Source organism: Pectobacterium jejuense, assembly GCF_026800125.1.
Lineage (GTDB): Bacteria > Pseudomonadota > Gammaproteobacteria > Enterobacterales > Enterobacteriaceae > Pectobacterium > Pectobacterium jejuense.
Map to the genome: position 1 here is coordinate 140,984 of NZ_JAPQKX010000005.1, position 23,468 is coordinate 164,451.

22 protein-coding genes are annotated in these 23,468 nt (G+C 54.0%); 3 read left to right on the forward strand and 19 right to left on the reverse strand.

The window, feature by feature from the left end:
* The 13 genes from NXT09_RS11030 to pdxB all read right to left on the reverse strand — a co-directional run bounded on the left by NXT09_RS11030 (position 1) and on the right by pdxB (position 13,285).
* Complete coding sequence (locus tag NXT09_RS11030) at positions 1–717, reverse strand: ABC transporter permease (RefSeq protein ID WP_119872911.1); 717 nt, start codon at positions 715–717, stop codon at positions 1–3.
* Positions 710–1,399, reverse strand: coding sequence for a histidine ABC transporter permease HisQ (locus NXT09_RS11035; RefSeq protein WP_205549894.1), 690 nt, complete (start codon positions 1,397–1,399; stop codon positions 710–712). The genes NXT09_RS11030 and NXT09_RS11035 overlap by 8 nt, the downstream gene beginning before the upstream one ends.
* Before the next feature lie 140 nt (positions 1,400–1,539).
* Complete coding sequence (locus NXT09_RS11040) at positions 1,540–2,319, reverse strand: lysine/arginine/ornithine ABC transporter substrate-binding protein (RefSeq protein WP_010285040.1); 780 nt, start codon at positions 2,317–2,319, stop codon at positions 1,540–1,542.
* 532 nt (positions 2,320–2,851) lie between these two features.
* Positions 2,852–3,424, reverse strand: a complete 573-nt coding sequence (locus tag NXT09_RS11045) for a UbiX family flavin prenyltransferase (protein WP_010285043.1) — start codon at positions 3,422–3,424, stop codon at positions 2,852–2,854.
* Positions 3,425–3,657: 233 nt separating this feature from the next.
* Positions 3,658–5,175 carry an amidophosphoribosyltransferase gene (purF, locus tag NXT09_RS11050; RefSeq protein ID WP_010285044.1) on the reverse strand — a complete coding sequence of 506 codons (1,518 nt, stop codon included), beginning with the start codon at positions 5,173–5,175 and terminating at the stop codon, positions 3,658–3,660.
* Between the two features lie 21 nt (positions 5,176–5,196).
* On the reverse strand, positions 5,197–5,697 hold the full coding sequence (gene cvpA, locus NXT09_RS11055) for a colicin V production protein (protein ID WP_010298532.1): 501 nt from the start codon (positions 5,695–5,697) through the stop codon (positions 5,197–5,199).
* Between the two features lie 315 nt (positions 5,698–6,012).
* Complete coding sequence (gene dedD, locus NXT09_RS11060) at positions 6,013–6,777, reverse strand: cell division protein DedD (RefSeq protein WP_268579700.1); 765 nt, start codon at positions 6,775–6,777, stop codon at positions 6,013–6,015.
* Entirely contained in the window at positions 6,767–8,035 is a 1,269-nt protein-coding gene (folC, locus tag NXT09_RS11065) for a bifunctional tetrahydrofolate synthase/dihydrofolate synthase (RefSeq protein WP_268579701.1), read from the reverse strand. Before folC ends, dedD begins: the two co-directional genes overlap by 11 nt.
* Before the next feature lie 103 nt (positions 8,036–8,138).
* Positions 8,139–9,056 carry an acetyl-CoA carboxylase, carboxyltransferase subunit beta gene (gene accD, locus NXT09_RS11070; RefSeq protein WP_205549903.1) on the reverse strand — a complete coding sequence of 306 codons (918 nt, stop codon included), beginning with the start codon at positions 9,054–9,056 and terminating at the stop codon, positions 8,139–8,141.
* A 224-nt stretch (positions 9,057–9,280) separates the two neighbouring features.
* A complete protein-coding gene (locus NXT09_RS11075) occupies positions 9,281–9,943 on the reverse strand; it encodes a DedA family protein (RefSeq protein ID WP_010285058.1) in 663 nt (220 codons plus the stop codon).
* A 186-nt stretch (positions 9,944–10,129) separates the two neighbouring features.
* On the reverse strand, positions 10,130–10,981 hold the full coding sequence (truA, locus tag NXT09_RS11080) for a tRNA pseudouridine(38-40) synthase TruA (protein ID WP_080753810.1): 852 nt from the start codon (positions 10,979–10,981) through the stop codon (positions 10,130–10,132).
* A complete protein-coding gene (locus NXT09_RS11085) occupies positions 10,981–11,991 on the reverse strand; it encodes an aspartate-semialdehyde dehydrogenase (protein ID WP_014916047.1) in 1,011 nt (336 codons plus the stop codon). Before NXT09_RS11085 ends, truA begins: the two co-directional genes overlap by 1 nt.
* A 157-nt stretch (positions 11,992–12,148) precedes the next feature.
* Positions 12,149–13,285 (reverse strand): 4-phosphoerythronate dehydrogenase PdxB, encoded by a 1,137-nt coding sequence (gene pdxB / locus NXT09_RS11090; RefSeq protein ID WP_268579702.1) that lies wholly within the window; start codon positions 13,283–13,285, stop codon positions 12,149–12,151.
* Positions 13,286–13,475: 190 nt separating this feature from the next.
* On the opposite strand from pdxB, the gene NXT09_RS11095 reads away from it, so the two are divergent.
* Positions 13,476–14,447 (forward strand): DMT family transporter, encoded by a 972-nt coding sequence (locus NXT09_RS11095; RefSeq protein WP_268579703.1) that lies wholly within the window; start codon positions 13,476–13,478, stop codon positions 14,445–14,447.
* 103 nt (positions 14,448–14,550) lie between these two features.
* Positions 14,551–15,801, forward strand: a complete 1,251-nt coding sequence (flk, locus tag NXT09_RS11100; RefSeq protein ID WP_268579704.1) for a flagella biosynthesis regulator Flk — start codon at positions 14,551–14,553, stop codon at positions 15,799–15,801.
* A gap of 141 nt (positions 15,802–15,942) precedes the next feature.
* On the opposite strand, the gene fabB is transcribed toward flk, so the two are convergent.
* Complete coding sequence (gene fabB, locus NXT09_RS11105; RefSeq protein WP_039284831.1) at positions 15,943–17,160, reverse strand: beta-ketoacyl-ACP synthase I; 1,218 nt, start codon at positions 17,158–17,160, stop codon at positions 15,943–15,945.
* 173 nt (positions 17,161–17,333) lie between these two features.
* Here fabB and mnmC point away from each other — a divergent pair, with 173 nt between their 5' ends.
* Entirely contained in the window at positions 17,334–19,361 is a 2,028-nt protein-coding gene (gene mnmC, locus NXT09_RS11110) for a bifunctional tRNA (5-methylaminomethyl-2-thiouridine)(34)-methyltransferase MnmC2/FAD-dependent 5-carboxymethylaminomethyl-2-thiouridine(34) oxidoreductase MnmC1 (protein ID WP_268579705.1), read from the forward strand.
* Between the two features lie 409 nt (positions 19,362–19,770).
* On the opposite strand, the gene NXT09_RS11115 is transcribed toward mnmC, so the two are convergent.
* Genes NXT09_RS11115 through aroC form a run of 5 tightly spaced genes read right to left on the reverse strand, consistent with a single transcriptional unit; the run spans position 19,771 to position 23,454 of the window.
* Positions 19,771–20,055: a YfcL family protein gene (locus NXT09_RS11115; protein WP_014916053.1), complete on the reverse strand. Its 285-nt coding sequence runs from the start codon at positions 20,053–20,055 to the stop codon at positions 19,771–19,773.
* A 34-nt stretch (positions 20,056–20,089) separates the two neighbouring features.
* On the reverse strand, positions 20,090–20,635 hold the full coding sequence (locus NXT09_RS11120) for an elongation factor P hydroxylase (protein WP_010285076.1): 546 nt from the start codon (positions 20,633–20,635) through the stop codon (positions 20,090–20,092).
* Positions 20,636–20,662: 27 nt separating this feature from the next.
* Entirely contained in the window at positions 20,663–21,463 is an 801-nt protein-coding gene (locus NXT09_RS11125) for a sulfite exporter TauE/SafE family protein (protein WP_268579706.1), read from the reverse strand.
* A gap of 52 nt (positions 21,464–21,515) precedes the next feature.
* The gene (gene mepA / locus NXT09_RS11130) at positions 21,516–22,361 is read right to left on the reverse strand and encodes a penicillin-insensitive murein endopeptidase (RefSeq protein WP_268579707.1); all 846 of its coding nucleotides are present in this window, start codon (positions 22,359–22,361) and stop codon (positions 21,516–21,518) included.
* A 7-nt stretch (positions 22,362–22,368) separates the two neighbouring features.
* Positions 22,369–23,454 (reverse strand): chorismate synthase, encoded by a 1,086-nt coding sequence (aroC, locus tag NXT09_RS11135; protein WP_205549919.1) that lies wholly within the window; start codon positions 23,452–23,454, stop codon positions 22,369–22,371.
* Positions 23,455–23,468 lie beyond the last annotated feature (14 nt).

The following is a 23,468-nucleotide window of genomic DNA, read 5'->3' on the forward strand; positions in this document are numbered from 1 at the left end:
TTAATGAGATGAACGGGTATAAAGATGACGTAACCAGCGCCGTTCCGCCTTTCTGAACAGCCCAATTAACACAAAAGAGATCGCCAGATAGATGACCGCTGCGATGCCAAATGCATAAAACGGCTGGTAGGTTGCCGCGTTGATATCACGGGCGATTTTCAGAATATCCGGCACCGTTACGGTAAAGGCCAGCGCCGTTGAATGCAGCATCAGAATCACTTCATTACTGTAGGCGGGCAGCGCAATACGCAGCGCACTCGGTAAAATAATGCAGCGATACTGCTTAAAGCGGGAGAAGCCGTATGCTCTGGCCGCTTCAATTTCCCCATGAGGTACCGAGCGGATTGCCCCCGCAAAAATCTCTGTCGTGTACGCACAGGTATTCAGCGCCAGTGCCAAAATGGCACAGTTTAGTCCGCTGCGAAAAAAGGCATTCAGCATGTCGGTGCCGCGCACAATCTCCAGGCTATACACACCAGAATAGAACACCAGAAGCTGTACGTAGAGCGGCGTGCCGCGGAACACATAGGTAAATAGCCAAACCGGAAAGCTGAACCGGCGTCGCGGCGACACGCGGGCAATCGCCAGCGGCAGTGCCATCAATCCACCGATAACCACCGAAGAAATGAGCAGCCAGAGCGTCATCGCCAGCCCAGTCAGGCGGTAACCATCGCTCCACAGTAGCGGCTGCCAATATTGTTGCAGGATCTCACTCATAGTTTACTTTTTTGACTCCCTGCGAATAGTGCCTTTCCAGCCACCACAACACGCCGTTAGAAACGGTGGTAAAAATCAGGTACATCGCCCCAGCAACCAGCGCAAAATAAAACGGTTCGTGTGTGCCTTTGCCGGCCAGCTGCGTCGCCTTAATGACATCGTTCAGGCCAAGCAATGACACCAGCGCCGTCGCTTTCAGGATCACCTGCCAGTTATTGCCGATGCCCGGTAACGCGAAACGCATCATGGAAGGAAACAGAATACGGCGGAACACCTTCATCGGAGAGAAGCCGAACGCGACGGCAGCTTCGATTTGCCCGCGCGGCACGGCAAGATAGGCCCCACGAAAGGTTTCCGTGAAATACGCGCCGTAAATAAAGCCCAATGTAATAATCCCGGCGGTCAACGGATCGATGTCAATCTGCTCCAGACCGATCGATTCTGTCACGCTGTTTAAGACAATTTGCAGACCATAGAAAATCAGCAGCATCAGTACCAGATCGGGAATGCCGCGAATCAGCGTGGTATAGCAGGAAAAACACCCCGCCAGCAGACGGTTGGAAGACAACTTCGCCGATGCGCCAATCAGGCCGATAGCCAGCGCCAGCAGTAACGAACTCGCTGCCAGCTCCAGCGTCATGATGGCACCATCCAGAATTAGCTGGGAATAGCCATAGAGCATCAATGATATCCGTTGAAATAGCGGTTAATGGCACGCTGCGTCATCAGTCAGGAACACGACACGGGAGGAACGATCCCGTGCCGCATGCCCTACGATCCCGCTACATATGTGATAAAGAAATGAGCATCACTTTGGCGACATTAGCCGCCGTAGACGTCAAAATCGAAGTATTTTTTCGCGAAGGTATCGTAGGTACCGTCTTTACGCATTTCTTCAAAAGCTTTATCCAGCGCGGCTTTCAGCTCGGTATCCGCTTTGCGCAGACCCATACCGGTACCCACACCGAAGAATTTGTCATCTTTTACCGCTGGGCCGGCAAACTCATAGTCTTTACCCGCGTCCAACTTCAGGAAACCTTCACTTGCTGCAACTTCATCCTGAAAAGCGGCATCAATACGACCTGCGGCCAGATCGGCATAAATCAGATCCTGATTTTGGTAAGCGACAACGTCAACGCCTTTAGGCTGCCAGTTAGCATTAGCAAAGGCTTCCTGTGTTGATGCCTGCAGTACGCCAACACGTTTGCCGCCCAGAGAAGCCAACGTGGGTTCAATGCTCGTCCCTTTCTTCGCAATCAGGCGTGAATTGGCCGCATACAGCTTCTCGGTGAAAGCAATTTCCTGCTGACGTTTTTCGGTGATAGACAGAGAAGAGATGATGGCATCGATTTTTTTAGCTTTCAGGGACGGAATTAACGCATCAAAGTCACTTTCTACAAACGTACAGTTAGCCTGAATACGCTTGCACAACTCTTTCGCCAGATCGATATCAAACCCAACCAGTTCGCCGCTGGCGTTTTTGGATTCAAAGGGAGCATAGGTAGGATCGGTACCAATTTTAATATTCTTAGGAATCTCCGCCATCGCGCTACCCGCAGCCAGAATGAGTGCCAACGGTAAGACTTTGATCAGTTTCTTCATATTGCTACCCTTATCATGAGTGATTGATGTCATGTGTCGTCAATGTCGGAACGATTTATACCCGTCATACTTCAAGTTGCATGTGCGTTGGCTGCGTTCACTCACCCGAATCACTTACCTAAGTAAGCTCATCGGGATTCCTTCTCTTGCCGCCTTCCTGAAACTCGAATTATTTAGGGTGGATTGCTTTAAAAATGAACGATATGAGTGCTATTTGTTTTCTACGCCGACTATTACCGTTTTTGTAGCAGTTTTCATGCCACAATGAACGTAGGGATGTCGTAAAAACCCCATGAGCGAAGCGCGCAGAAAGTAAGGGTTAACCATTTGATTCTGCAATATTTTCAGAGGATATTTTTTAGCGCGTAACAATAAGGATAGATAACATTGGCATGAATACAAAAACTTAAACGCACCATTTTGGTGCTTTTGCGCACAAAATTAGTGCAATGTGATAAAAAGGCACAAAAAAAGGGCAGTAAACGTTTACCGCCCCAAGAGAAAAAAATAGCGTGTCTGAGCCGCTATCCTGCTACGACGCACCTTGCCAGCGGATAAAGAGATCTTTTGGCAGGTCGATGTCAAACTGGTCCAGAATACGATTCACCGTCTGATCGACAATATCCTGCACACTTTCTGGGCGATGATAAAACGCAGGAACGGGAGGCATGATTATCGCGCCCAGCTCAACGGCGGTGGTCATCAGCCGTAAATGCCCTAAATGCAGCGGCGTTTCACGCACCCCCAGCACCAGAGGACGACGCTCCTTCAGCACCACATCAGCCGCGCGGGTCAATAGATTGTCGCTGTAGCTGTGCACAATGCCGGAAAGGGTTTTTATCGAGCAGGGTAAAATCACCATCCCTGCCGTTTTAAACGACCCCGAAGAGACGCTGGCAGCAATATCACGCGTGTCGTGTACCACATCGGCCAGCGCCTGCACGTCACGCAGGCTAAAATCCGTTTCTAACGCCAGCGTCTGCCGGGCGGCCTGACTCATGATCAGATGCGTTTCGATACCTTCCAGCGTCTGTAAAACCTGTAGCAGCCGGATGCCGTAAATGACGCCGCTGGCACCGGAAATTCCTACAATGAGTCGCTTCATTCATACTGCCTCTGGCTGGCCGCGTAAGCAGAAACGCGGAAAAATCATCTGCGCAAACTTTGCCGCATTGATTAGCGATAAGCAAGGATAAGCACCGAAACCCTGTTTTCTCTATGCAATTTTTCTCTACATACAAAATTTTCTCTACATACAACTTTTCTCTACATACAACAAAGGGGAGGACACTTTCGCGTCCTCCCCCCTTCAATACAGCTTTAACATGCAGCTAGCCGTTAACCTTCGTTGTGCAATTCCAGATCTTCAACTTCATTCTGGCTACGCAGCGCTTTGGCATCGTCGTTACGCAAGACTTCCAGATAATCCAGATAACCTTGATCGACGTCCTTCGTCACGTAAATCCCGTTGAACACCGAGCATTCAAACTGAGCGATATCCGGGTTATCTTCACGCGCGGCTTCAATCAGATCGTCGAGATCCTGGAATATCAGCTCATCGGCACCAATAATCTTACAGATTTCATCCACTTCACGACCGTGGGCAATCAGCTCATTGACGCTTGGCATATCGATGCCGTACACGTTAGGGAAGCGAATTTCCGGTGCCGCTGAGGCCAGATAAACACGCTTCGCTCCTGCTTCACGCGCCATCTCTACAATCTGTTCTGACGTTGTACCACGCACGATGGAGTCATCCACCAGCAGCACGTTCTTGTCACGGAACTCAGCACGGTTGGCGTTCAGCTTACGGCGTACCGATTTCTTACGCGCCTGCTGCCCCGGCATGATAAACGTGCGGCCAACATAGCGATTTTTCACAAATCCCTGACGATACGGCTTGTTGATGATGCGCGCGATTTCCAGCGCGATATCACAAGAGGTTTCAGGAATCGGGATCACGACATCAATATCGAGATCTTCCCACTGGCGCGCAATTTTTTCACCGAGCTTCTGGCCCATGCGGACACGTGCGCTGTAGACAGAGATTTTATCGATGAAAGAGTCCGGGCGCGCGAAGTAGACATATTCGAACAGGCACGGATTGCTCTTTGGATTCTCTGCACACTGGCGGGTAAACAGCTGCCCTTTTTCCGTAATGTAGATCGCTTCTCCCGGCGCCACATCGCGTAAAAATTCAAAGCCCAGCGTATCCAGCGCAACGCTTTCTGACGCCACCATATACTCGCTGCGGCCATCTTCCAGATCGCGCTTACCAATCACCAGAGGACGAATCCCGTTTGGATCGCGGAAAGCGACCATACCGTGACCGATAATCATGCCAACACAGGCATAGGCACCGCGAATTTGCTGGTGCGTTGCGGCAACGGCCGCAAAAATATTATCGGCTTCCAGCGGGTAATGTTGGAAACGGTCCAGCTCTCTGGCGAAAATATTCAGCAGAATTTCAGAATCAGACGTGGTGTTAACGTGACGACGCTCCTGCTCGAACAGCTTTTTACGCAGTTCGTGGGCGTTAGTCAGGTTACCGTTGTGAGCCAACGTGATACCGAACGGCGAGTTAACATAGAAAGGCTGTGCTTCCGAGGCGCTGGAACTGCCCGCGGTCGGATAACGCACATGACCAAGCCCCATGTTGCCCTGTAAGCGTTGCATGTGCCGCGCTTCAAACACATCTTTCACCAGGCCATTGGCCTTACGCAGGCGAAAACAATTAAAGGCATCGATGGTCACAATACCCGCAGCATCCTGCCCACGGTGTTGCAACACCGTTAACGCGTCATAAATCGACTGGTTGACCGGTGTAAAACCGGCGATACCGACAATACCGCACATGGTGTCTTTTCCTCATCAGCGCTACCGCAGCGGTAAATGCTGCGGCAAGAAACTTGACGTGCTTTGCAGGTAGTCAAAAAACCACCTGATAATATAACTGAACTGCGGGATTAACTGGGACTGCTTCCAGTCATCACTTTGTGAAAAACCGGTGAACGTATCCAGAAAGAATAGCAGTGCGGAAACGATCAGCACCCCGCGCAGCGCACCAAAACAGATGCCCAGAACGCGATCGGTGCCGGATAATCCGGTACGTTCAACCAGTGAACTAATCACATAGTTGACGATAGCTCCCACAATCAACGTTGCAATAAACAGAATGGCAATCGCAATGCCGTTACGCACCAGCTCATCATCAAAACGGGTGAAGTAGACCGCGAGGTAAGCGTAGTAATGACTGGCAACAAAAAAAGCACATCCCCAGGTTACTAACGACAGCGCTTCGCGAACAAACCCCCGGATCAGGCTAACCAGAGCCGAAAATCCGATGATGCCAATAATGACGTAATCAACCCAAACCATGAACTATCCTAATAATGAACGATGCTACCGATAAGCCGCTACGTCATCCTGTTCGCGGCGCATTCTAACAGAAAAAGAAAACGTTTGCGTAGCGTATTTCCGCCGATTTCATCGATAGATAATCAGGCGAAAAAACGAACAAGACGTCATGCCTGATTCTATTAACTCTCGGCATCTCAAAACTCACAGCAGGCATCTTAAAACGGCTGCGGGGCGACGTATCACTGATGTGAACCTCATCCCCGCTGCCTGCTTTTGCTTACTTACATGACCGGCTGCGAACCGTCCATCGAGTAATCATCACGCTCGACGATCTTAACGAACGGAATGTGCTCGCACCTGTCCGCTTAGCCCGCTGAGCTGTTTCAACTCGCCCAGTGAAGACTCCAGCTTCTGCTTCGATGCATCCGGCCCCACGTAAATACGGGTGATTTCACCTGAAACCGGCGTTGATGGCACGGTATACGCGCGGTAGCCAGAAAGACGAAGCTTGGCGACAATCTCGTTCACCTTATCCGCGTTTTTCAGCGCACCAAGCTGCACAATATAGGCTTGTCCGACAGGCGCTTGCTGCGTCGGCTGCGTTTCAGGCTTCACTTCCGGTTTGGGTTCCGGTTTAGGCTCTGGCTTCGGTTTCACTTCTGGCTTCACCTCAGGCTTTGGCTGAGGCTTCGGCGTCACCGGCGCTGGCGTCTGAACTGGCGGACGCTCAACCACCACTGGCGGTGCCGTCATGGCTGGCGTATTCGTGCCAGAATGGGACGATGGCGGCGTCTGCGTCGTGGTTTCAGGTGCTGTCGTTGTAGATGATGCAGACGATCTCGCTTCAGCAGCTTCGGCTTCTGCGCTGTTTTGCATCGCCGCTTCCGCCCCTTCCGGCGGTTGACTCGGCAGCGACGGGTTCAGCGCAGGCAGCGCTTCCATCTCATTGCTGTCACCCGGTTTAGGGATCAGTGGAATCGATGCAAACTCGTCTTCGTAGTGCTTTTTCTTGCCGTCTAGCAGGCCGGGTAAAACGATCACGCCCAGCGCGACCAGAATAACCGTACCGACCAGTCGATTCTGAAATTTACTCGCCATTCGCCTTCTCCTCATCCAGCGCTTCCATCACATGCGCTACCGTATGAAAAGATCCACACACAATGACGATATCCTGCTCCGTCGCCTCGGACATTGCTTGCTGCCAGGCGGCAACAACATCGGAGAACGATTGGCTGTGCGTCAGGTGCTCGGCAACCTGCTGCGCCGTGGCACCACGCGGCCCCTCCAGCGGTGCGCAATACCACGCATCCACCAACGGCGTTAAGTGAGCCAACGTACCAGCAATGTCTTTATCCGACAGCATGCCGACGACGGCACGCACTTTTCCGCGCTTAGGCAGAGCAGCCAAACGGTTTGCCAGATATGCCGCCGCATGCGGGTTGTGCGCCACATCAAGAATCAACCGCGGTGACTCCTGCACGGTCTGAAAACGGCCGGGTAATGCGGCGTGCTGCAAACCTTGTCGAATGGCCTCTTCACTCACGTTGAGTGAAGAATAGTGCAATGCAGCTAGCGCCGTGGCGGCATTGGCTAATGGGACGTTGGGTAACGGCAGCCGTGACAGTTCGCGCTGTTTATCCTGCCAGCTCCACGTCTCACGCTGCATGGAATACTCCCAGTCGCGACCACGACGGCGAAGCTGCGCGCCTTTCTCAGCGGCAACGTCAGCAATCGTTCCCGGCATATCCGGTTCACCAACAACGGCAGGTCGACCCTGTCGGAAGATCCCGGCTTTCTCGCGGCCAATGCTTTCCCGATCGTTGCCTAACCAGTCGGTATGGTCGATAGCAATGCTGGTTACCACGGAGACATCCGCATCCACAATATTGGTGGCATCCAGACGCCCACCTAGCCCGACTTCCAGAATGACGACATCCAGATTCGCCTGCTTGAAGAGTTGCAGCGCCGACAGCGTACCGAATTCAAAATAGGTGAGCGATACCGCCCTTCTCCCTGCTTCGATATCCGCAAACGCCTGCGTATGCAGCGCTTCAGGTAATTCTTTGCCTTGAATACGCACTCGCTCGGTATAGCGAACAAGGTGGGGAGAACTGTACACGCCTACCCGTAGCCCGGCGGCTAGCAGAATGGATTCCAGCGTACAGCAGGTCGTTCCTTTGCCGTTCGTCCCCGCGACGGTGAAGATTGTGGCGGCAGGCTGGAGCAGTTGGAGATGTTCGGCAACCTGCTTAACGCGCTCCAAGCCTAAATCAATGGCCTGAGCGTGCAGGTGCTCAAGATAATGAAGCCACGTGACCAAAGGTGACGTGGCTTGAGGTATTTGAAGAGTATCCATGAGTCCCGTTCACTAGCTTACGGTTCATTGCGGGCAGAGCGTGCATTGCTACTCGGTCGAGAACGACGTGGTCGAGCACCACACGTCCTGCCCATCATGTCAATTATGCGTCATCCTGTGATGATTCAGACGGCGCATCGCTGCGGATTTCCACGTCATCGTTGCCCGGTTCTGGATGGTTCGTCAGCTTGGCAAGAATCGTGGCCAGCTTGTAGCGCATTTCCGGACGACGAACGATCATATCGATCGCCCCTTTCTCAATCAGGAATTCACTGCGCTGGAAGCCCGGCGGCAGTTTTTCACGCACGGTTTGTTCGATAACGCGTGGGCCGGCAAAACCGATCAGCGCTTTCGGCTCGGCAATGTTCAGGTCGCCCAGCATCGCCAGACTCGCGGAAACACCACCCATCGTCGGGTCAGTCAGCACGGAGATATAAGGCAAGCCGCGCTCACGCATTTTTGCCAACGCCGCACTGGTTTTCGCCATTTGCATCAGCGACATCAGCGCTTCCTGCATACGCGCACCGCCACTGGCAGAGAAGCAGACCAGCGGGCAGCCGTCTTCCAATGCCTGCTCAACAGCACGCACAAAGCGCGCGCCCACAACAGACGCCATTGAGCCGCCCATGAAAGAGAACTCAAACGATGCCGCCACAACCGGCATGCCGTACAGCGTGCCTTTCATGACGATCAGCGCATCTTTCTCATCGGACTGTTTCTGCGCAGAAACCAGACGATCTTTATATTTTTTGGAGTCCCGGAATTTCAGGACATCCTTCGGCTCCAGTTCGCTTCCCAGCTCAACAGTACTTTCTTTATCCAGAAACGCCTGTAGACGGTTACGTGCGGAAAGACGCATATGGTGATCGCACTTCGGGCAGACCCCCAGGTTACGTTCCAGCTCGGCACGATAAAGAACCTGACCGCAGCTATCACATTTTGTCCAGACCCCTTCAGGGATGTTCGCTTTACGGGTCGGTGTGATGTTGCTTTTGTTAAGAATTCGTTCAATCCAGCTCATTGATAACCTTTCTGCTTGAACCTGGCAAATGCCAGTCCGCTGTTCATGTTATTCCCTGACAACATTGCCAATGAAAAAATGCCTGAGACGCACGACAATCGCGGTACAAAGGCATCGGCACCAAGGGTGTTCCCAAGAACAGACCATAAATGCTGCCCATTAAACCATAACGTTCCGGTACTGTGGATAAAAAACTGGTCAAACCGGATGTTAAAATACTTCACTTATTTTACATTGCCGCGCGAGGCCGCTCTACGATGGCGGGCAATCTCAATAATGCCCGGCAGGATAGAGAGGAAAATAATCGCAACAATCAGTAATTTCAGATTTTCCTGCACTACCGGCAAATCGCCAAACAGGTAGCCCGCATAGGTGAATGACAACACCCACAGCAGCGCACCAATGACATTATAGGCCGCAAAATGCCGATAGCTCATGTGCCCCATCCCGGCGACAAACGGCGCAAATGTTCTCACAATCGGGACAAAGCGCGCCAGAATTATCGTCTTGCCACCGTGACGTGCGTAAAACGCATGCGTTTTATCCAGATAGCTGCGGCGGAAAATCTTTGAGTTCGGGTTGCTAAACAGCTTCTCACCGAACAGTCGTCCAATAGTGTAGTTCACTGCATCGCCCGTAATCGCAGCAACGATCATCAGGAACACCATCGTGTGCACATTCAGATCGTTCGACGGCAACGCCGCCAGCGCCCCGGCGACAAACAGCAGCGAGTCCCCCGGCAGAAACGGCGTCACCACCAGCCCGGTCTCACAGAACAGAATCAGGAACAAAATGGCATAAACCCAGACACCATATTGCGCTACCAGTTCCGCCAGGTGAACGTCAATGTGCAGAATAAAATCAATAATAAACTGTATAAATTCCATCACAACTTCTTCTCCCGAAGTGTCTATCGAACGCACGCGGTCGATATACGCAAGGCAGCCGCGCTACCTGTGTTACCTTGCGTATAGCACGCTGAATACTTAATACGCATCGCACCCTGCCTTTTGGCCTACGGCCATCTGGCAGCGTGCAACAGGTAAAAGACGCACTCGCTACAATCAACAACGTCAATCGGCTAAAAAGAGCGGCCCCATCGTAGGCTGCGGCAAGGCAAAACGCGCAGGATAATCTACCGCCACCAAATACAGCCCTTCGGCTCTGGCCGTTGCGCCAGCCAGCGTACGATCTTTGGCTGCCAGCAGCTCGGCAATCCACGACTCAGGGCGATTGCCACAGCCGACGTCCATCAGGCTGCCAACGATGTTACGCACCATATGATGCACGAACGCATTGGCCTTAATATCTACCACGATATAGTCACCGTGACGTGTAACCTTTAAATGATTTACATAGCGCCACGGCGTGCGCGACTGGCACTGCACTGCACGAAAAGAGGTGAAATCATTCTCCCCCAACAGGCATTGCCCGGCTCGCTCCATGCGTTCCACGTCTAACGGGTGATAAAAGTGCGTCATACCGCGCGAAAGTACCGCAGGACGATAGCGGTGATTGTAGATGACATAGCGGTAGCGACGTGCCGTGGCGCTGAAGCGCGCATGGAAATCCTCATCCACCGTTTTCACCCAACGCACCGCGATATCCGGCGGTAAATTTGCATTCACGCCCATCGTCCAGGCGGCGTCTTTTCGGATCGCGTGCGTGGTGAAATGCACAACCTGCCCAGTGCCGTGAACACCAGCATCGGTTCGCCCGGCGCAAAACACCTCTATTGGTTCATCCGCGACTTTGCTCAGCGCCTTTTCAAGACAGGCCTGCACGCTAGCGACATCAATCTGACGCTGCCAGCCATAATAGAGGCTGCCGTCGTACTCAATACCTAGCGCGATTTTCAGCGGGGCGCGTTCGTTTTCCGCAGCGGCATCGGCCTGAATAGCCTCTGCCTGAGTGGTTTCCGACATTACCCGAGATACTCCTGCACCAGACATTCTGCCGTTTCCACCGCCATCAGCGCGCCGCCAAAGCGAGCGTTATCGGCGACCGACCAGAATTGCAGCAGCTCAGGAATACCGTAATCATTACGCAGACAGCCGACGCTCAGTTGCCCATTACCGGACGCATCACCAACCTGCGTCGGATAATCCTGCTCGTCGCTTACCTCAATATTCCCCGCATTGAGCAGTTCATCGCGTGCTTCTTCCGCAGACAGCGGACGCAGTGATTCAAGATGAACAACCTGCGCGTGACCATAGAACACAGGGGATTGAATGCAGGTCACTGAAATCGGCAATCCGTCATCCTGCAAGACTTTACGCACCTGATCGACCAGACCGCGTTCTTCGCGCACGCTGCCCGCATCATCGGGCAGTAAAGGCAATAGATTGAATGCCAGCTGTTTCGGGAAAAGCCCAGCCTCAGGCGGAACACCATTCAGCAGACGCGCGCTTTGTCCCGCCAGATCGTCTATCGCTGCTTTACCGAGTGCGGAAACGGACAGCATATTGACGACATGCAGGCGCGAGAGCCCTGCCGCATCGGTCAACGGCTTAATCGCCGTCAGCAGTTGGCTGGTCAGGCTGTCGGCCACCGCGACAATATTGCGGTTACGATAATCGGCCAGCGTATGCGTATTCACGCCGGGCACCACCAGCGGGACATCTGGCTCCAGCGCAAACAGACCGCTGCTGTCGATAACCAGACAGCCGGCGTCCCCCGCTTCTTCCGCATAGCGGGCGCTGACATCCTGACCGGCAACAAAAAACGCCAGCTGCGCCTGTGACCAGTCAAAATCCGCCACATCGGTGACCAGGCAAGATTTGCCGTTAAAACGTATGGTTTCACCCGCGCTACGTTCACTGGCCAGCGGATAGAATTCACCCACCGGGAATTCGCGTTCCTGCAATAATTCCAGTAACGCCGTGCCTACTGCGCCCGTTGCGCCCAGCAGAGCAATATTCCAGCCGTCAGACATTTGGTTCTCTCCCAAATTTTGAATGAAACACAAATCATGAATGAAACCGGCAGACGATAGCGACACCGTCTGTCAGTTCATGAATAAATAACTGTCTATTAATGAATAGTATGCTTATGCGATGCATCCACCAGCGAAGAACCTCAGCGGTGCTCCGTTAACGTGCATCCCGCACTGACGCCGTGAATCCCAGCGCGTTCAGGCAATCTGCGCTATCAGCATCAGCGCAGATAACATGGAGTGACGACCATTCGCGTCGTTCCTGATAATGTTTGCGCAGGCGATCGAATTCGCCTTCCTGATGCGCAACGTGGCGCAACAGTGCATCGTCCCGGCGCACATCATACACCAGATGCACCAGACGTTTTAGCAACGCCTCATCCAGCGGCACGGTCAATGTCACGTCGGCATACTCTGGTGCAGGCAAAAGCGACGAAAGCGCCACCTGCTGCGGGGTTCCGATAAACTCGCTCCATGCCTCAAACACCTGCGTGGTGCCGCGCGCTTTCCCTTCCAGCGTATAGCCAGCGATATGCGCCGTGCCAATGTCTACTCGCGCCAGCAGATCGGTCGATAACGCAGGTTCTGGCTCCCATACGTCAAGAATGACGCTGAGTTTTTTACCCTGTTGTAGCGCCTCAAGCAGCGCAGCGTTGTCCACCACCGGGCCACGACAGGCGTTAATCAGAATACGTCCGTCCGCAAACGCGTTCAGTACGGCGGCATCAACCAGATGGTGAGTACGGTACGGGCCGTCGAGATACAGCGGCGTATGCAACGTCAGAATGTCGGCATCACGCACCAGTGCGTCGAGCGGCAGAAAATCGCCCGTATCACCGCGATCGGCACGCGGCGGATCGCACAGCAGCGTGTTAACGCCCCAGGCTTTCAGACGCGCATCCAGACGTCTGCCAACGTTGCCCACGCCGACAATCCCTACGGTTTTATCACGCAGTTGGAAACCATCACGCTCGGCCAGCATCAGCAAAGAAGAAAAGACGTACTCCACTACCGCAATGGCATTGCAGCCGGGGGCAGCAGAAAACGCGATCCCGTTGGCGTTAAGCCAGGTGTCATCGACATGGTCGGTGCCTGCCGTCGCGCTGCCGACAAATTTTACCGCCGAACCAGACAGCAGATCCGCGTTCACCTTCGTGACCGAGCGCACCATCAACGCATCCGCGTCTGCCAGCAGATCGCGCGGCAAAGGACGTCCCGGCACGGCCTGAACCTCACCCAGACGGCTAAATAGCTCGCGGGCATACGGCATATTCTCATCAACCAGAATCTTCATTGTCTTCTCCGACATCGGTAGCCAGCCAAAAAAAGCGGGGAGATATTTTGCCACCGAATGGGGCAGAAACCCAAGGCAATTACGACGCGATGTCTTTCCGTTATCGGTTCGCACCCATGAGGATCTGACAAGATGGTCGTCATAGAAAGCCGACGCCATACAAGGTTGATAGTCGTCACATGGCTCTGTTATGTTGTTTGCCATTGCCGCACTTGCCCCATTTTTATCGACCAGACTGGCAATTGGTGCGTTTTTCGTCTGGTCTGCTAAGAGAATCCCAACGTTGAACGCCCTTTTTCCCACCATTGCCGTCCTGATCTGGTCAATTAACGTCATCGTCAACAAGCTTTCTGCAAGCGTTATTGACCCAGCCGCTATATCGTTTTATCGCTGGCTGCTGGCGTTCCTCGTCATGACGCCGTTCATGCTGCCAACGCTTCGTCAGCACGCGGTGACCATTCGTCAACACGCCTGGAAACTGCTGGTGTTGGGTCTGCTTGGCATGGTGTTGTACCAAAGTCTTGCCTACTACGCGGCGCACTCTATCAGCGCCGTGATGATGGGGATCATGGGGTCACTTGTACCGCTGCTCACCGTTCTGCTCAGCATTCCGCTGCTGCGCCTGGCTCCCACGCTGGGCGTGCTACTCGGTAGCCTGCTGTCGCTGGTCGGGATTGTCTGGCTGATCGGTGAGGGGCATCCCGAACAGATTCTGGCGCAGGGCATCGGCCCTGGTGAACTCATGATGTTTTGTGCGTCGTTGTCCTATGCGCTCTATGGCGTGCTGACCAAACGCTGGAGCATTCCGTTGCCCAACTGGGTGTCGCTCTATGTGCAAATTGCCTTTGGCGTAGTCGTGCTAATTCCAAACTTTCTGCTGACGGACAATGTGCAGCTCAATGCCGAAAATCTGCCGCTGGTAATTTTCGCTGGTATCATGGCCTCAATCCTTGCGCCTTTTCTGTGGATTCAGGGGGTTATGCGCCTCGGAGCCAGCAAAGCCTCCATCTTTATGAACCTGACGCCGATCTTCACGGCGATGATCGCCATTGGCTTTTTGCATGAGCCGTTACATCATTATCATCTGGTTGGCGGTGGCATTACGCTACTCGGCGTGATCCTCGCCCAGCGCTTGCGCATCCCACTAGGACGTAGCTCATAATCCCCCATAAGATTAGTGCCGTTTTAGGCGACGTCTGACTATCGGCCGTCACGGGAGATTGCTATGATTCATCTCAATCATGACGGCAGTGAGGATAACCGATATGCAACCTGTAAGCGGCCCAGGTGCCCCGCTGCCCGGCGAACGTTCGGTGACGCCGACCACCACATCGTCAACCTCTACATCATCCGCTAATGCCGCAGGTGGTTCCGCCAACGGCGATCGTCCGCTGACGCTGGCGCAGCGTACGACGCTAGAAAATCTGGTGCTTAGAGTTGCCGCACTGACAACGTCAAAGGCAGCGGAAGTCTGGACAACGGTAAAACAGGGATTAGGGCTGGCAGAAAATAATGAACTGCTGTCCCGCCATTACCAGCCTGCCGAGCAGATACTTCAGACGCGTTTAACGCAGGCACAAGATAGCGGTGGACGTCAGCAGCTGCTTCAGCGTCTGACAGATATGCTGTCTCAGGGAAATAACCGTCAGGCGGTCAGCAATTTCATCCAGCAACAGTTCGGTAGCACCACGCTAAGCGCGCTGACTAAAACGCAGCTACAGCAGGTTGTTACGCTACTGCAAAACGGGCAAATTCCGCAGTCAACGGCATCAGCCACAGCATCGCAAACCGCTCAGGCCGCCAACTCGCCCGATCGTCCGCTCTCTCCTGCTGAACAGCGCGGCTTGAATCAGTTAGTCACCCGCTTAGCGACCATGACTGGGGAACAGCCAGCAAGAATACTGAACAATCTGATGATGATGCAGAATCTTAGCCCGGGCGACGCTATCCCGCTAAAACATCTGCCGCTGATCACGCAGTTCCTGCAAGCGCAGGTTGAGCTGCAACAGACGCAGACGCTGCTGCGCGCCACCCCGCCGGCGCAGCAGGGAACATCAACAAATGCAGGCGCAGCGTCAGAACCGCTGACAGCCAATACCACCAATACGGCTAACGCGAATCCGTCGTCCACAGCGAACCTATCATCACAGTCGCTATCGCCACAGAACACGCTGCTTTCCCCGAATCTCGCGCCGTTACAGGCTCTGCTACAACAGCCCATGACCGCGCAGGAACAGCACTTATTGATGGATTACACGCAGAACCGCTTCAATATCGGATTACAAACTCCGCTAACGCCAATGCAGGTCAGCGATCTGCTGACGTTCCTGTTTACGCAGCGCATTCAGCGTTCACAGGAAACGGACTGGACCACAACCTCACAGTTGCTACATCCGCTGTTTAACCCGCTGATTGCGTCATTACCGCTCAGTTGGCAATCCCTGTTCCATAAGCCGATGTTTCTGGTGATTGTCAGCACCTGCGTGGCTGCCTTTCTGCTTTGGGTATTGATCTAGCATCAATACCGCTCATGACTATCGCTGACTGACTATCATCAAGCAAATCCGCGCCAACAAAAAACCCCGCGGCTTGCGCCAGCGGGGTTTTCTTTATTTCAATAAGAACATTTCAATGAGAACGTTTGACTGATAAACCGATTATTTATCGAGTTTTCTCATTACCAGCGTCGCATTCGTACCACCGAAACCGAAGCTGTTAGACATCACCGTAGTCAGTTTACGTTCCGTCGGTTCAGTCACGATGTTCAGGCCAGCAGCCTGCTCGTCCAGATTTTCCACGTTGATGCTCGGTGCAACGAAACTGTGCTCCAGCATCAGCAGTGAGTAAATCGCTTCCTGCACGCCAGCTGCGCCCAGAGAGTGACCGGTCATCGCTTTGGTCGCGGAAATAGCTGGCGAGTTGTCGCCAAACACTTCACGAATCGCACCCAGTTCCTTCACATCGCCAACTGGCGTAGAAGTACCGTGAGAGTTCAGGTAATCGATCGGCGTATCCACACCGTGCATCGCCATCTTCATACAACGAACAGCACCTTCACCTGATGGAGCAACCATATCCGCGCCGTCAGACGTCGCGCCGTAGCCGACCACTTCCGCGTAGATATGTGCGCCACGCGCCAGTGCGTGTTCCAATTCTTCTACAACGACCATACCGCCACCGCCTGCAATGACGAAACCATCGCGGCCGGCGTCATAGGTACGGGACGCTTTTTCTGGTGTCTCATTGTATTTGGTCGACAGTGCGCCCATCGCGTCAAATTCACAGGCCAGTTCCCAGCACAACTCTTCCGCGCCGCCAGCGAACACGATGTCCTGTTTGCCCATCTGGATTTGCTCAACCGCGTTACCGATGCAGTGTGCAGAAGTCGCACAGGCAGAGCTGATAGAGTAGTTCACGCCGTGAATTTTGAATGGCGTTGCCAGACACGCGGATACCGCAGAACCCATGGATTTGGTTACCACATAAGGGCCAACGGCTTTCAGGCCGCGCGGGCTACGCATCGCGTCAGCACCGAACACCTGATAGCGTGCAGAACCGCCGGAACCGGCAATCAGGCCAACGCGTGGGTTATTCTGATAAACCTCATCAGACAGCCCGGAATCTTGAATCGCCTGCTCCATGGATAAGTAGGCATAAATCGATGCATCACTCATAAAACGCACAATTTTGCGATCGATGAGGCCGGTGGTGTCCAGTTTGACATTCCCCCAGACGTGACTACGCATGCCGGAATCTTTCAGCTCTTGAGAGAAAGTAATACCCGAGCGGCCTTCCCGCAATGATGCCAGAACTTCCTGCTGGTTATTACCGATGCTTGATACGATCCCCAGGCCAGTAATCACTGCACGTTTCATTTAATACCTCTTCTTCCACTTATAGAGTTTGGGATTTCGCTTCGCACTTTAGCGTACAGTTGTAAGCTGAACAAGTCCGATCAGCCAAACTATCGCGAAATCATTGCTAAATTTGCGCCACAATATTCAGCCCGATAGAATCTCATCATCACTTGAATAATGAGCTTTTTGTCGTGACCAACCTCCCCATCCAACACGCGTCGTTAAGTTGGAACGCTCAGGGTACACCTGTATCGCAACAGTTTGATGACGTCTATTTTTCGAATCAGGATGGGTTGGCAGAAACCCGTTATGTGTTTCTAAAGGGCAATCAGTTTCCTGAGCGTTTCGCCACGCATCCGCGCGCAGCCTGCGTGATAGCAGAAACCGGCTTTGGCACGGGTCTGAATTTTCTGACGCTGTGGCAAGCGTTTGCCGACTTTCGTCAACAGCAGCCACAGGCGACATTGCGCCACCTGCATTTCATTAGCTTCGAGAAATTCCCTCTGCGTCGGCCTGATTTGGCTGCCGCGCACGCACAGTGGCCGGAGCTGGCCGCCTTCGCGGATGAACTGCGAGAGCAATGGCCGCTACCGCTGCCGGGCTGCCATCGACTGATTCTGGCGCAAGGCACTATCACGCTCGATCTGTGGTTCGGTGACGTTAACGTCTTACTGCCTGAACTGGATGACACCCAGAATCATCAGGTCGACGCCTGGTTTTTGGACGGCTTCGCGCCTTCCAAGAACCCGGATATGTGGACGGATAATCTGTTTCAGGCAATGGCTCGTCTGTGCCGTAAAGAAGGCACGTTTGCCACCTTTACCGCCGCAGGCTTTGTGCGTCGAGGTCTGCAACAGGCCGGGTTTCAGGTCAGTAAAATCAAAGGATTTGGACAGAAGCGGGAAATGTTGAGCGGCATTCTTCCCGACGCGCTTCACGTTACCTCGCCAACACCGTGGTATGCACGTCCCGCCGCCAGCACGACTGACGATATTGCGATTATCGGCGGCGGCATCGCCAGCGTGCTTACTGCCCTTGCGCTGCAACGACGCGGCGCAAACGTCACGCTCTACTGCGCGGAGGCACAGCCTGCCACAGGCGCATCCGGCAATCGTCAGGGGGCTCTGTATCCTCTGCTGAATAATCGGCACGATGCCGTGTCCCGCTTTTTCTCTCTCGCGTTTGATTTTGCTCACCGCAATTACACCGCGCTGGCGCAGCAGGGTTTGGCGTTTGAGCATCAGTGGTGCGGCGTCAGCCAGCTCGCCTGGGATGAAAAAAGTGCGCGTAAAATCGAACATATTCTGCAAGGCGAATGGCCGGAAGCGCTGGTCGTCAGCGTGGATGCACAGCAGTTGGAAACGCAAAGCGGCCTGAATCCCGGCGTAAACGGCATCACTTATCCTGACGGCGGCTGGCTGTGTCCGGCAGAACTGACGGCTTCTGCGCTGAAGCTGGCAGAGCAGAACGGTTTGTCGGTACAGATGAGTACCGCCGTTTTCGCACTGGAGAAAACGGACGGCGGCTGGTCACTCACTCTGAGCACCGGCCAACGGGTAAATCATGCCGTCGTGGTGCTGGCAAATGGTCATCACATTACCGACTGGCCACAGACCTCCCATTTACCCGCTTACGCCGTGCGCGGGCAGGTCAGCCATATTCCGACCAACCCTGTACTGGGGCAGCTCAAACAGGTTTTGTGCTACGACGGCTATCTGACACCAGTGAGTCCGCAGCATCAGACGCACTGCATTGGGGCGAGCTATTTACGAGGTGAAACACACTGTGATTACCGGGAAGACGAGCAGCAAGACAACCGCCAACGGCTGCTGAACTGTTTGCCTGACGCAGACTGGGCGAAAACGATCGATGTCAGCGATGCGCAGGCACGTCAGGGCGTCCGCTGCGCGCTACGCGATCATCTGCCGCTATTAGGCGCGGTACCGAACTATGAACAAACGCTGGCCGAGTATGAAGATCGACTGCACCCTCAACACCGTGCCGACACAGTGCCCAGCGCTCCCTATTGGCAGGATCTGTTTATTATCGGCGCGTTAGGCTCACGCGGGCTTTGCTCAGCGCCACTCGCAGCAGAAATTTTGGCCTCACAGATGTATGGTGAACCGCTACCGCTGGACCGCGATACGCTCGCCGCACTCAACCCAAATCGTTTCTGGATAAGAAAACTACTGAAAGGCAAACCTGTAGTTCAGGATTAATAAACTATCTCTTCACAGACAAACGGCCTCTTGTGCACAAATGCCACGACTTGTAATGGTTTTTGCCAGAATCCGGCTTAAAAAATTATGCAGCGGTGAGCTTGACCGCCGAGTGAGCGACAGGACGTCGCGAAAACCAGTGCCGCGTCGGGAACGCGTCACTGGCGGCTCGATTAGCGGTCACGAACACCGATGGCACCGCGAAGCGGCATAATTTAGCCGGGAGCCTGGGTTCGCAGGGCGGCGGCGACTGAGCGCCCTGCGTCGGGCGCGTATACGGTATCGCATATGAATAGCAGCGGTGTGGCGCACGAAACTGTCTCTGAGTCTGCATAGGAATGTGACTGAGAGACAGTGGGTAGGGAACGGTCATAACGAGTTTGGATCAACTCATTCTAAACAATTCAAGCTAGTGCGTACTATTCTGCGCCTGCTGGAACAGACGTTCCCACATCCCGTTAACCAGTACCTGATCTGGCGGTGACAGCTCACCGTTTTTGATGGCGTTATTAATGCTGTCGCTAACGCGCAGATGCAGTGCTTCAAGCGTGTGTTCCCCATGCTCTTCCGCTTCTGCCACCGACACCGTCAGATGACCACGCAAATAGCCGCCGGCAAACAGCTCATCGTCGCTGGCATGCTCTACCATGTCATCAATCAGCGCCAGAATGCGCGTTTCAAATTCTGCGATCATTTCTTATCCTCAAATTTTTTGCGGTTCCCGCGTATCATAGATCGGCTGGATACGGGAAGCTCGCCGCCGTCAGCGGTGGCGTATTGTAAAACGATTGTAATGCACGAATAAAGCTGGCCGGACGCGCGGGAATCCCTTCTTCCAGATACTGCATCACCTGTGCATGCACGCGCCGCTGGAAATCAATACGGTCCGGCTCACAGTCGCCGTTCAGGTTGTCGCAGCTGACGTTAAACGGAAAGCCTGCGGCGACACAGAACAGCCAATCGAAGGCCTGCGGTTTGATTTCCACCACCTCAAACTGGCTTTGCGTCGAGGCGTCGCGGCCATCCGGGCAGTACCAGTAGCCGAAATCGACCTGCAAGCGCCGCTGGGCACCGGCAATGCACCAGTGAGAAATCTCGTGTAGCGCGCTGGCATAAAAACCGTGGGCAAACACAATCCGGTGATACGGAATGTCATCATCCGCTGGCAGATAAATCGGCTCATCGTCGCCTTTTACCAGACGGGTATTGTATTCATCGCCAAAGCAATCATTAAAAATATCAATCAGTTGTTGATAGTGGTGCGTCGTAGTCATGTTATCTGTTGTTATCATAATTTGTTGTTATAAAAACTGTCCCAGCCAAACGGCAATCTCGTGCCCGTGGCTGTCATAAATCAGCTTGCCGCTCATGATGGCGGAAACCAGCACCAGCATCGGACGAATCAGCTTTTGCCCTTTCGTCATCACCATTTTGGCCCCAAGCCGTGCACCGAGGATCTGCCCGATCAGCATGACGCCCCCAACCACCCAGACCACTTTTCCGCTGAGCATGAAAAACAGCAGCCCGCCGAAGTTGGAGGTAAAGTTCAGGATTTTGGCATGCGCCGTCGCTTTTGCCAGATTGAAGCCATACAGGGTGACAAAAGCCAGCGCGTAAAACGATCCGGCACCGGGGCCGAAGAAACCGTCATAAAAGCCGACACAACAGCCTGCCACAATCGCAAACGGAAGTGGCGACAGGCGACGCTGCCGATCTTCATCACCGATTTTAGGCGTTAATAAAAAGTAGAGACCGATGCCAATAATCAGCACCGGCAATAGCTGACGCAGAAAATCGGCATTGATCTGCTGGATCAGCCAGGCACCAAAGGTCGAGCCGACAAACGTCAGCGCAATCGCCAGCTTCTGCTCGCCCAAATTCACCGCGCGACGGCGGATGAAATACAGGCTGGCGGAAAAAGATCCACCGACGGCCTGAAGTTTATTCGTTGCCAGCGCCTGCGCCGGGGATAAACCCGCTGCCAGCAAGGCTGGGATCGTCAATAAACCGCCCCCGCCCGCAATCGAATCAATAAACCCTGCCAGCGCTCCGACAAAAAACAGCACGGCCAGCATTTCTGGCCCAAGAACTAACCAGTCCATAATTATTTTTTATCTCGCGACATAGTTATCTGTTATCTCGCATAGTGACTCGTTATCTCGCAGCAAAATGTCTGTCGAGCAGCGCCTGACAAGATGGAGGCAACGGCGGCGGCGTGGTTTTTTCCGGGGCTTCGGTACTCGGCTGTTTTGGCTGGAACCAGCTGGTTAACTCGGCACCGCATCCGTCACCGACAGGTGGTTCGTCCTGATCCTGACACTCAAGGCTGTCAGCCGGGCAGCGCAGGCGCACATGCATATGCGCACGGTGTGCAAACCAAGGGCGAACTTTGCGCAGCCAGTCACGATCGTGGCCCGCTTCAACACAGAGCTGTTTTTTAATCGCCGGATTGACGAAGATGCGCGTGACGTCGCTATCCAACGCAGCGGTTTTGATCAGGGTGGTGACTTCCGGTCGCCAAACGCGTGGGTTAACGTTCAGCCCGCTGGCGTTAACCAAGTCGATAGGCTGCGGTTTCAGCAACTGCTGCTCGCTCCAACGCTGTCTGGGCAATTGCAGCCAGATGTCGACATCCAGCCCGGATTGGTGACTAGCGTGGCCGCTGCTGAAACGTCCACCAACTGGCATGCCCATATCCCCCACCAGCACATTACCGGAGGTCGTACGCTTAACCTCGTTGCTCAGGCGGTGGATAAACGCCAGAAGCTCGGGGTGACCGAAATAGCGGCGCTGATCGACGCGCATCACCTGATAATCCAGCGACTGCAATGGCAGCGGCTGGGCACCGATGATACAGCCATTGGAAAAACTACCAATTGACTGCGGCGTACCCGCAACCGGATGCGCGATCTCCTGCCAGGGCGTTTTTGCCCACGCGACGTTCGATAACAGCGGCGCGCTCAGTGCCAGCGCGAGAACCCCGATTAACCCTTGTTTCATTATTTTTTTACCAGCGAGGAACCTGACTGTTCACATCCCCACACTGTGCGCGTTGGCGCAGCAGGTGATCCATTAACACAATCGCCATCATGGCTTCGGCAATCGGCACCGCACGAATGCCCACACAGGGATCGTGACGCCCGCGCGTGACCATTTCAGTCGCTTCGCCCTGACGGTTGATCGTTTTCCCCGGCACCATAATGCTGGAGGTCGGCTTCAACGCCAGATGTGCAACAATATTCTGACCGCTGCTGATCCCGCCTAAAATGCCGCCGGCGTGATTGCTTTGGAAACCGTCCGGCGTGATTTCATCACGGTTTTCGCTGCCGCGTTTGGTGACAACCGCAAAGCCATCACCAATTTCGACGCCTTTCACGGCGTTGATGCTCATCAGTGCATGAGCCAAGTCAGCATCCAGACGATCAAAGACCGGCTCGCCTAATCCAACAGGCACCGATTCCGCCACAACGCTGACCTTCGCGCCAATGGAGTCGCCTTCTTTTTTCAGCGCCCGCATCAGTTCATCCAGAGCTTCCAGCTTGTCGACATCCGGGCAGAAGAACGGGTTTTGCTCAACCTGTTCCCAATCTTTCAGCTCGCAGGTGACATCGCCAATCTGCGACAGATAGCCACGAACCTTCACGCCGTATTGCTGTTGCAGGTATTTCTTCGCAATCGCGCCCGCAGCAACGCGCATCGCGGTTTCGCGCGCGGAAGAACGACCGCCGCCGCGGTAATCGCGCAGGCCGTATTTTTGCTCATAGGTGTAATCGGCGTGGCCCGGGCGAAAGACGTCTTTAATCGCGCCGTAATCCTGAGAACGCTGATCGGTGTTTTCAATCAACAGGCCAATGCTGGTCCCTGTTGTCACACCTTCAAAAACGCCGGACAGAATTTTGACCTGATCGGGTTCGCGGCGCTGCGTCGTATAGCGGGAGGTCCCCGGACGGCGGCGATCCAAATCGTGTTGCAGATCCGCTTCCGTTAGCGGGATCCCCGGCGGTACGCCGTCAACAATACATCCCAGGGCAATACCGTGGGACTCGCCAAATGTAGTGACGCGGAAAAATTGCCCAATACTGTTGCCTGCCATCACAACTCCTTCGC

Coding starts and splice junctions, on each gene's coding strand:
- NXT09_RS11040 (WP_010285040.1), bottom strand. CDS start 2,319: ATGAAGAAACTGATCAAAGTCTTACCGTTGGCACTCATTCTGGCTGCG.
- folC (WP_268579701.1), bottom strand. CDS start 8,035: ATGGATACTCTTCAAATACCTCAAGCCACGTCACCTTTGGTCACGTGG.
- NXT09_RS11120 (WP_010285076.1), bottom strand. CDS start 20,635: ATGACTACGACGCACCACTATCAACAACTGATTGATATTTTTAATGAT.
- NXT09_RS11095 (WP_268579703.1), top strand. CDS start 13,476: ATGTTGTTTGCCATTGCCGCACTTGCCCCATTTTTATCGACCAGACTG.
- NXT09_RS11075 (WP_010285058.1), bottom strand. CDS start 9,943: ATGGAATTTATACAGTTTATTATTGATTTTATTCTGCACATTGACGTT.
- mepA (WP_268579707.1), bottom strand. CDS start 22,361: ATGAAACAAGGGTTAATCGGGGTTCTCGCGCTGGCACTGAGCGCGCCG.
- cvpA (WP_010298532.1), bottom strand. CDS start 5,697: ATGGTTTGGGTTGATTACGTCATTATTGGCATCATCGGATTTTCGGCT.
- NXT09_RS11035 (WP_205549894.1), bottom strand. CDS start 1,399: ATGCTCTATGGCTATTCCCAGCTAATTCTGGATGGTGCCATCATGACG.
- accD (WP_205549903.1), bottom strand. CDS start 9,056: ATGAGCTGGATTGAACGAATTCTTAACAAAAGCAACATCACACCGACC.
- dedD (WP_268579700.1), bottom strand. CDS start 6,777: ATGGCGAGTAAATTTCAGAATCGACTGGTCGGTACGGTTATTCTGGTC.
- NXT09_RS11045 (WP_010285043.1), bottom strand. CDS start 3,424: ATGAAGCGACTCATTGTAGGAATTTCCGGTGCCAGCGGCGTCATTTAC.
- aroC (WP_205549919.1), bottom strand. CDS start 23,454: ATGGCAGGCAACAGTATTGGGCAATTTTTCCGCGTCACTACATTTGGC.
- NXT09_RS11085 (WP_014916047.1), bottom strand. CDS start 11,991: ATGTCTGACGGCTGGAATATTGCTCTGCTGGGCGCAACGGGCGCAGTA.
- NXT09_RS11030 (WP_119872911.1), bottom strand. CDS start 717: ATGAGTGAGATCCTGCAACAATATTGGCAGCCGCTACTGTGGAGCGAT.
- purF (WP_010285044.1), bottom strand. CDS start 5,175: ATGTGCGGTATTGTCGGTATCGCCGGTTTTACACCGGTCAACCAGTCG.
- fabB (WP_039284831.1), bottom strand. CDS start 17,160: ATGAAACGTGCAGTGATTACTGGCCTGGGGATCGTATCAAGCATCGGT.
- flk (WP_268579704.1), top strand. CDS start 14,551: ATGCAACCTGTAAGCGGCCCAGGTGCCCCGCTGCCCGGCGAACGTTCG.
- NXT09_RS11125 (WP_268579706.1), bottom strand. CDS start 21,463: ATGGACTGGTTAGTTCTTGGGCCAGAAATGCTGGCCGTGCTGTTTTTT.
- pdxB (WP_268579702.1), bottom strand. CDS start 13,285: ATGAAGATTCTGGTTGATGAGAATATGCCGTATGCCCGCGAGCTATTT.
- truA (WP_080753810.1), bottom strand. CDS start 10,981: ATGTCGGAAACCACTCAGGCAGAGGCTATTCAGGCCGATGCCGCTGCG.
- NXT09_RS11115 (WP_014916053.1), bottom strand. CDS start 20,055: ATGATCGCAGAATTTGAAACGCGCATTCTGGCGCTGATTGATGACATG.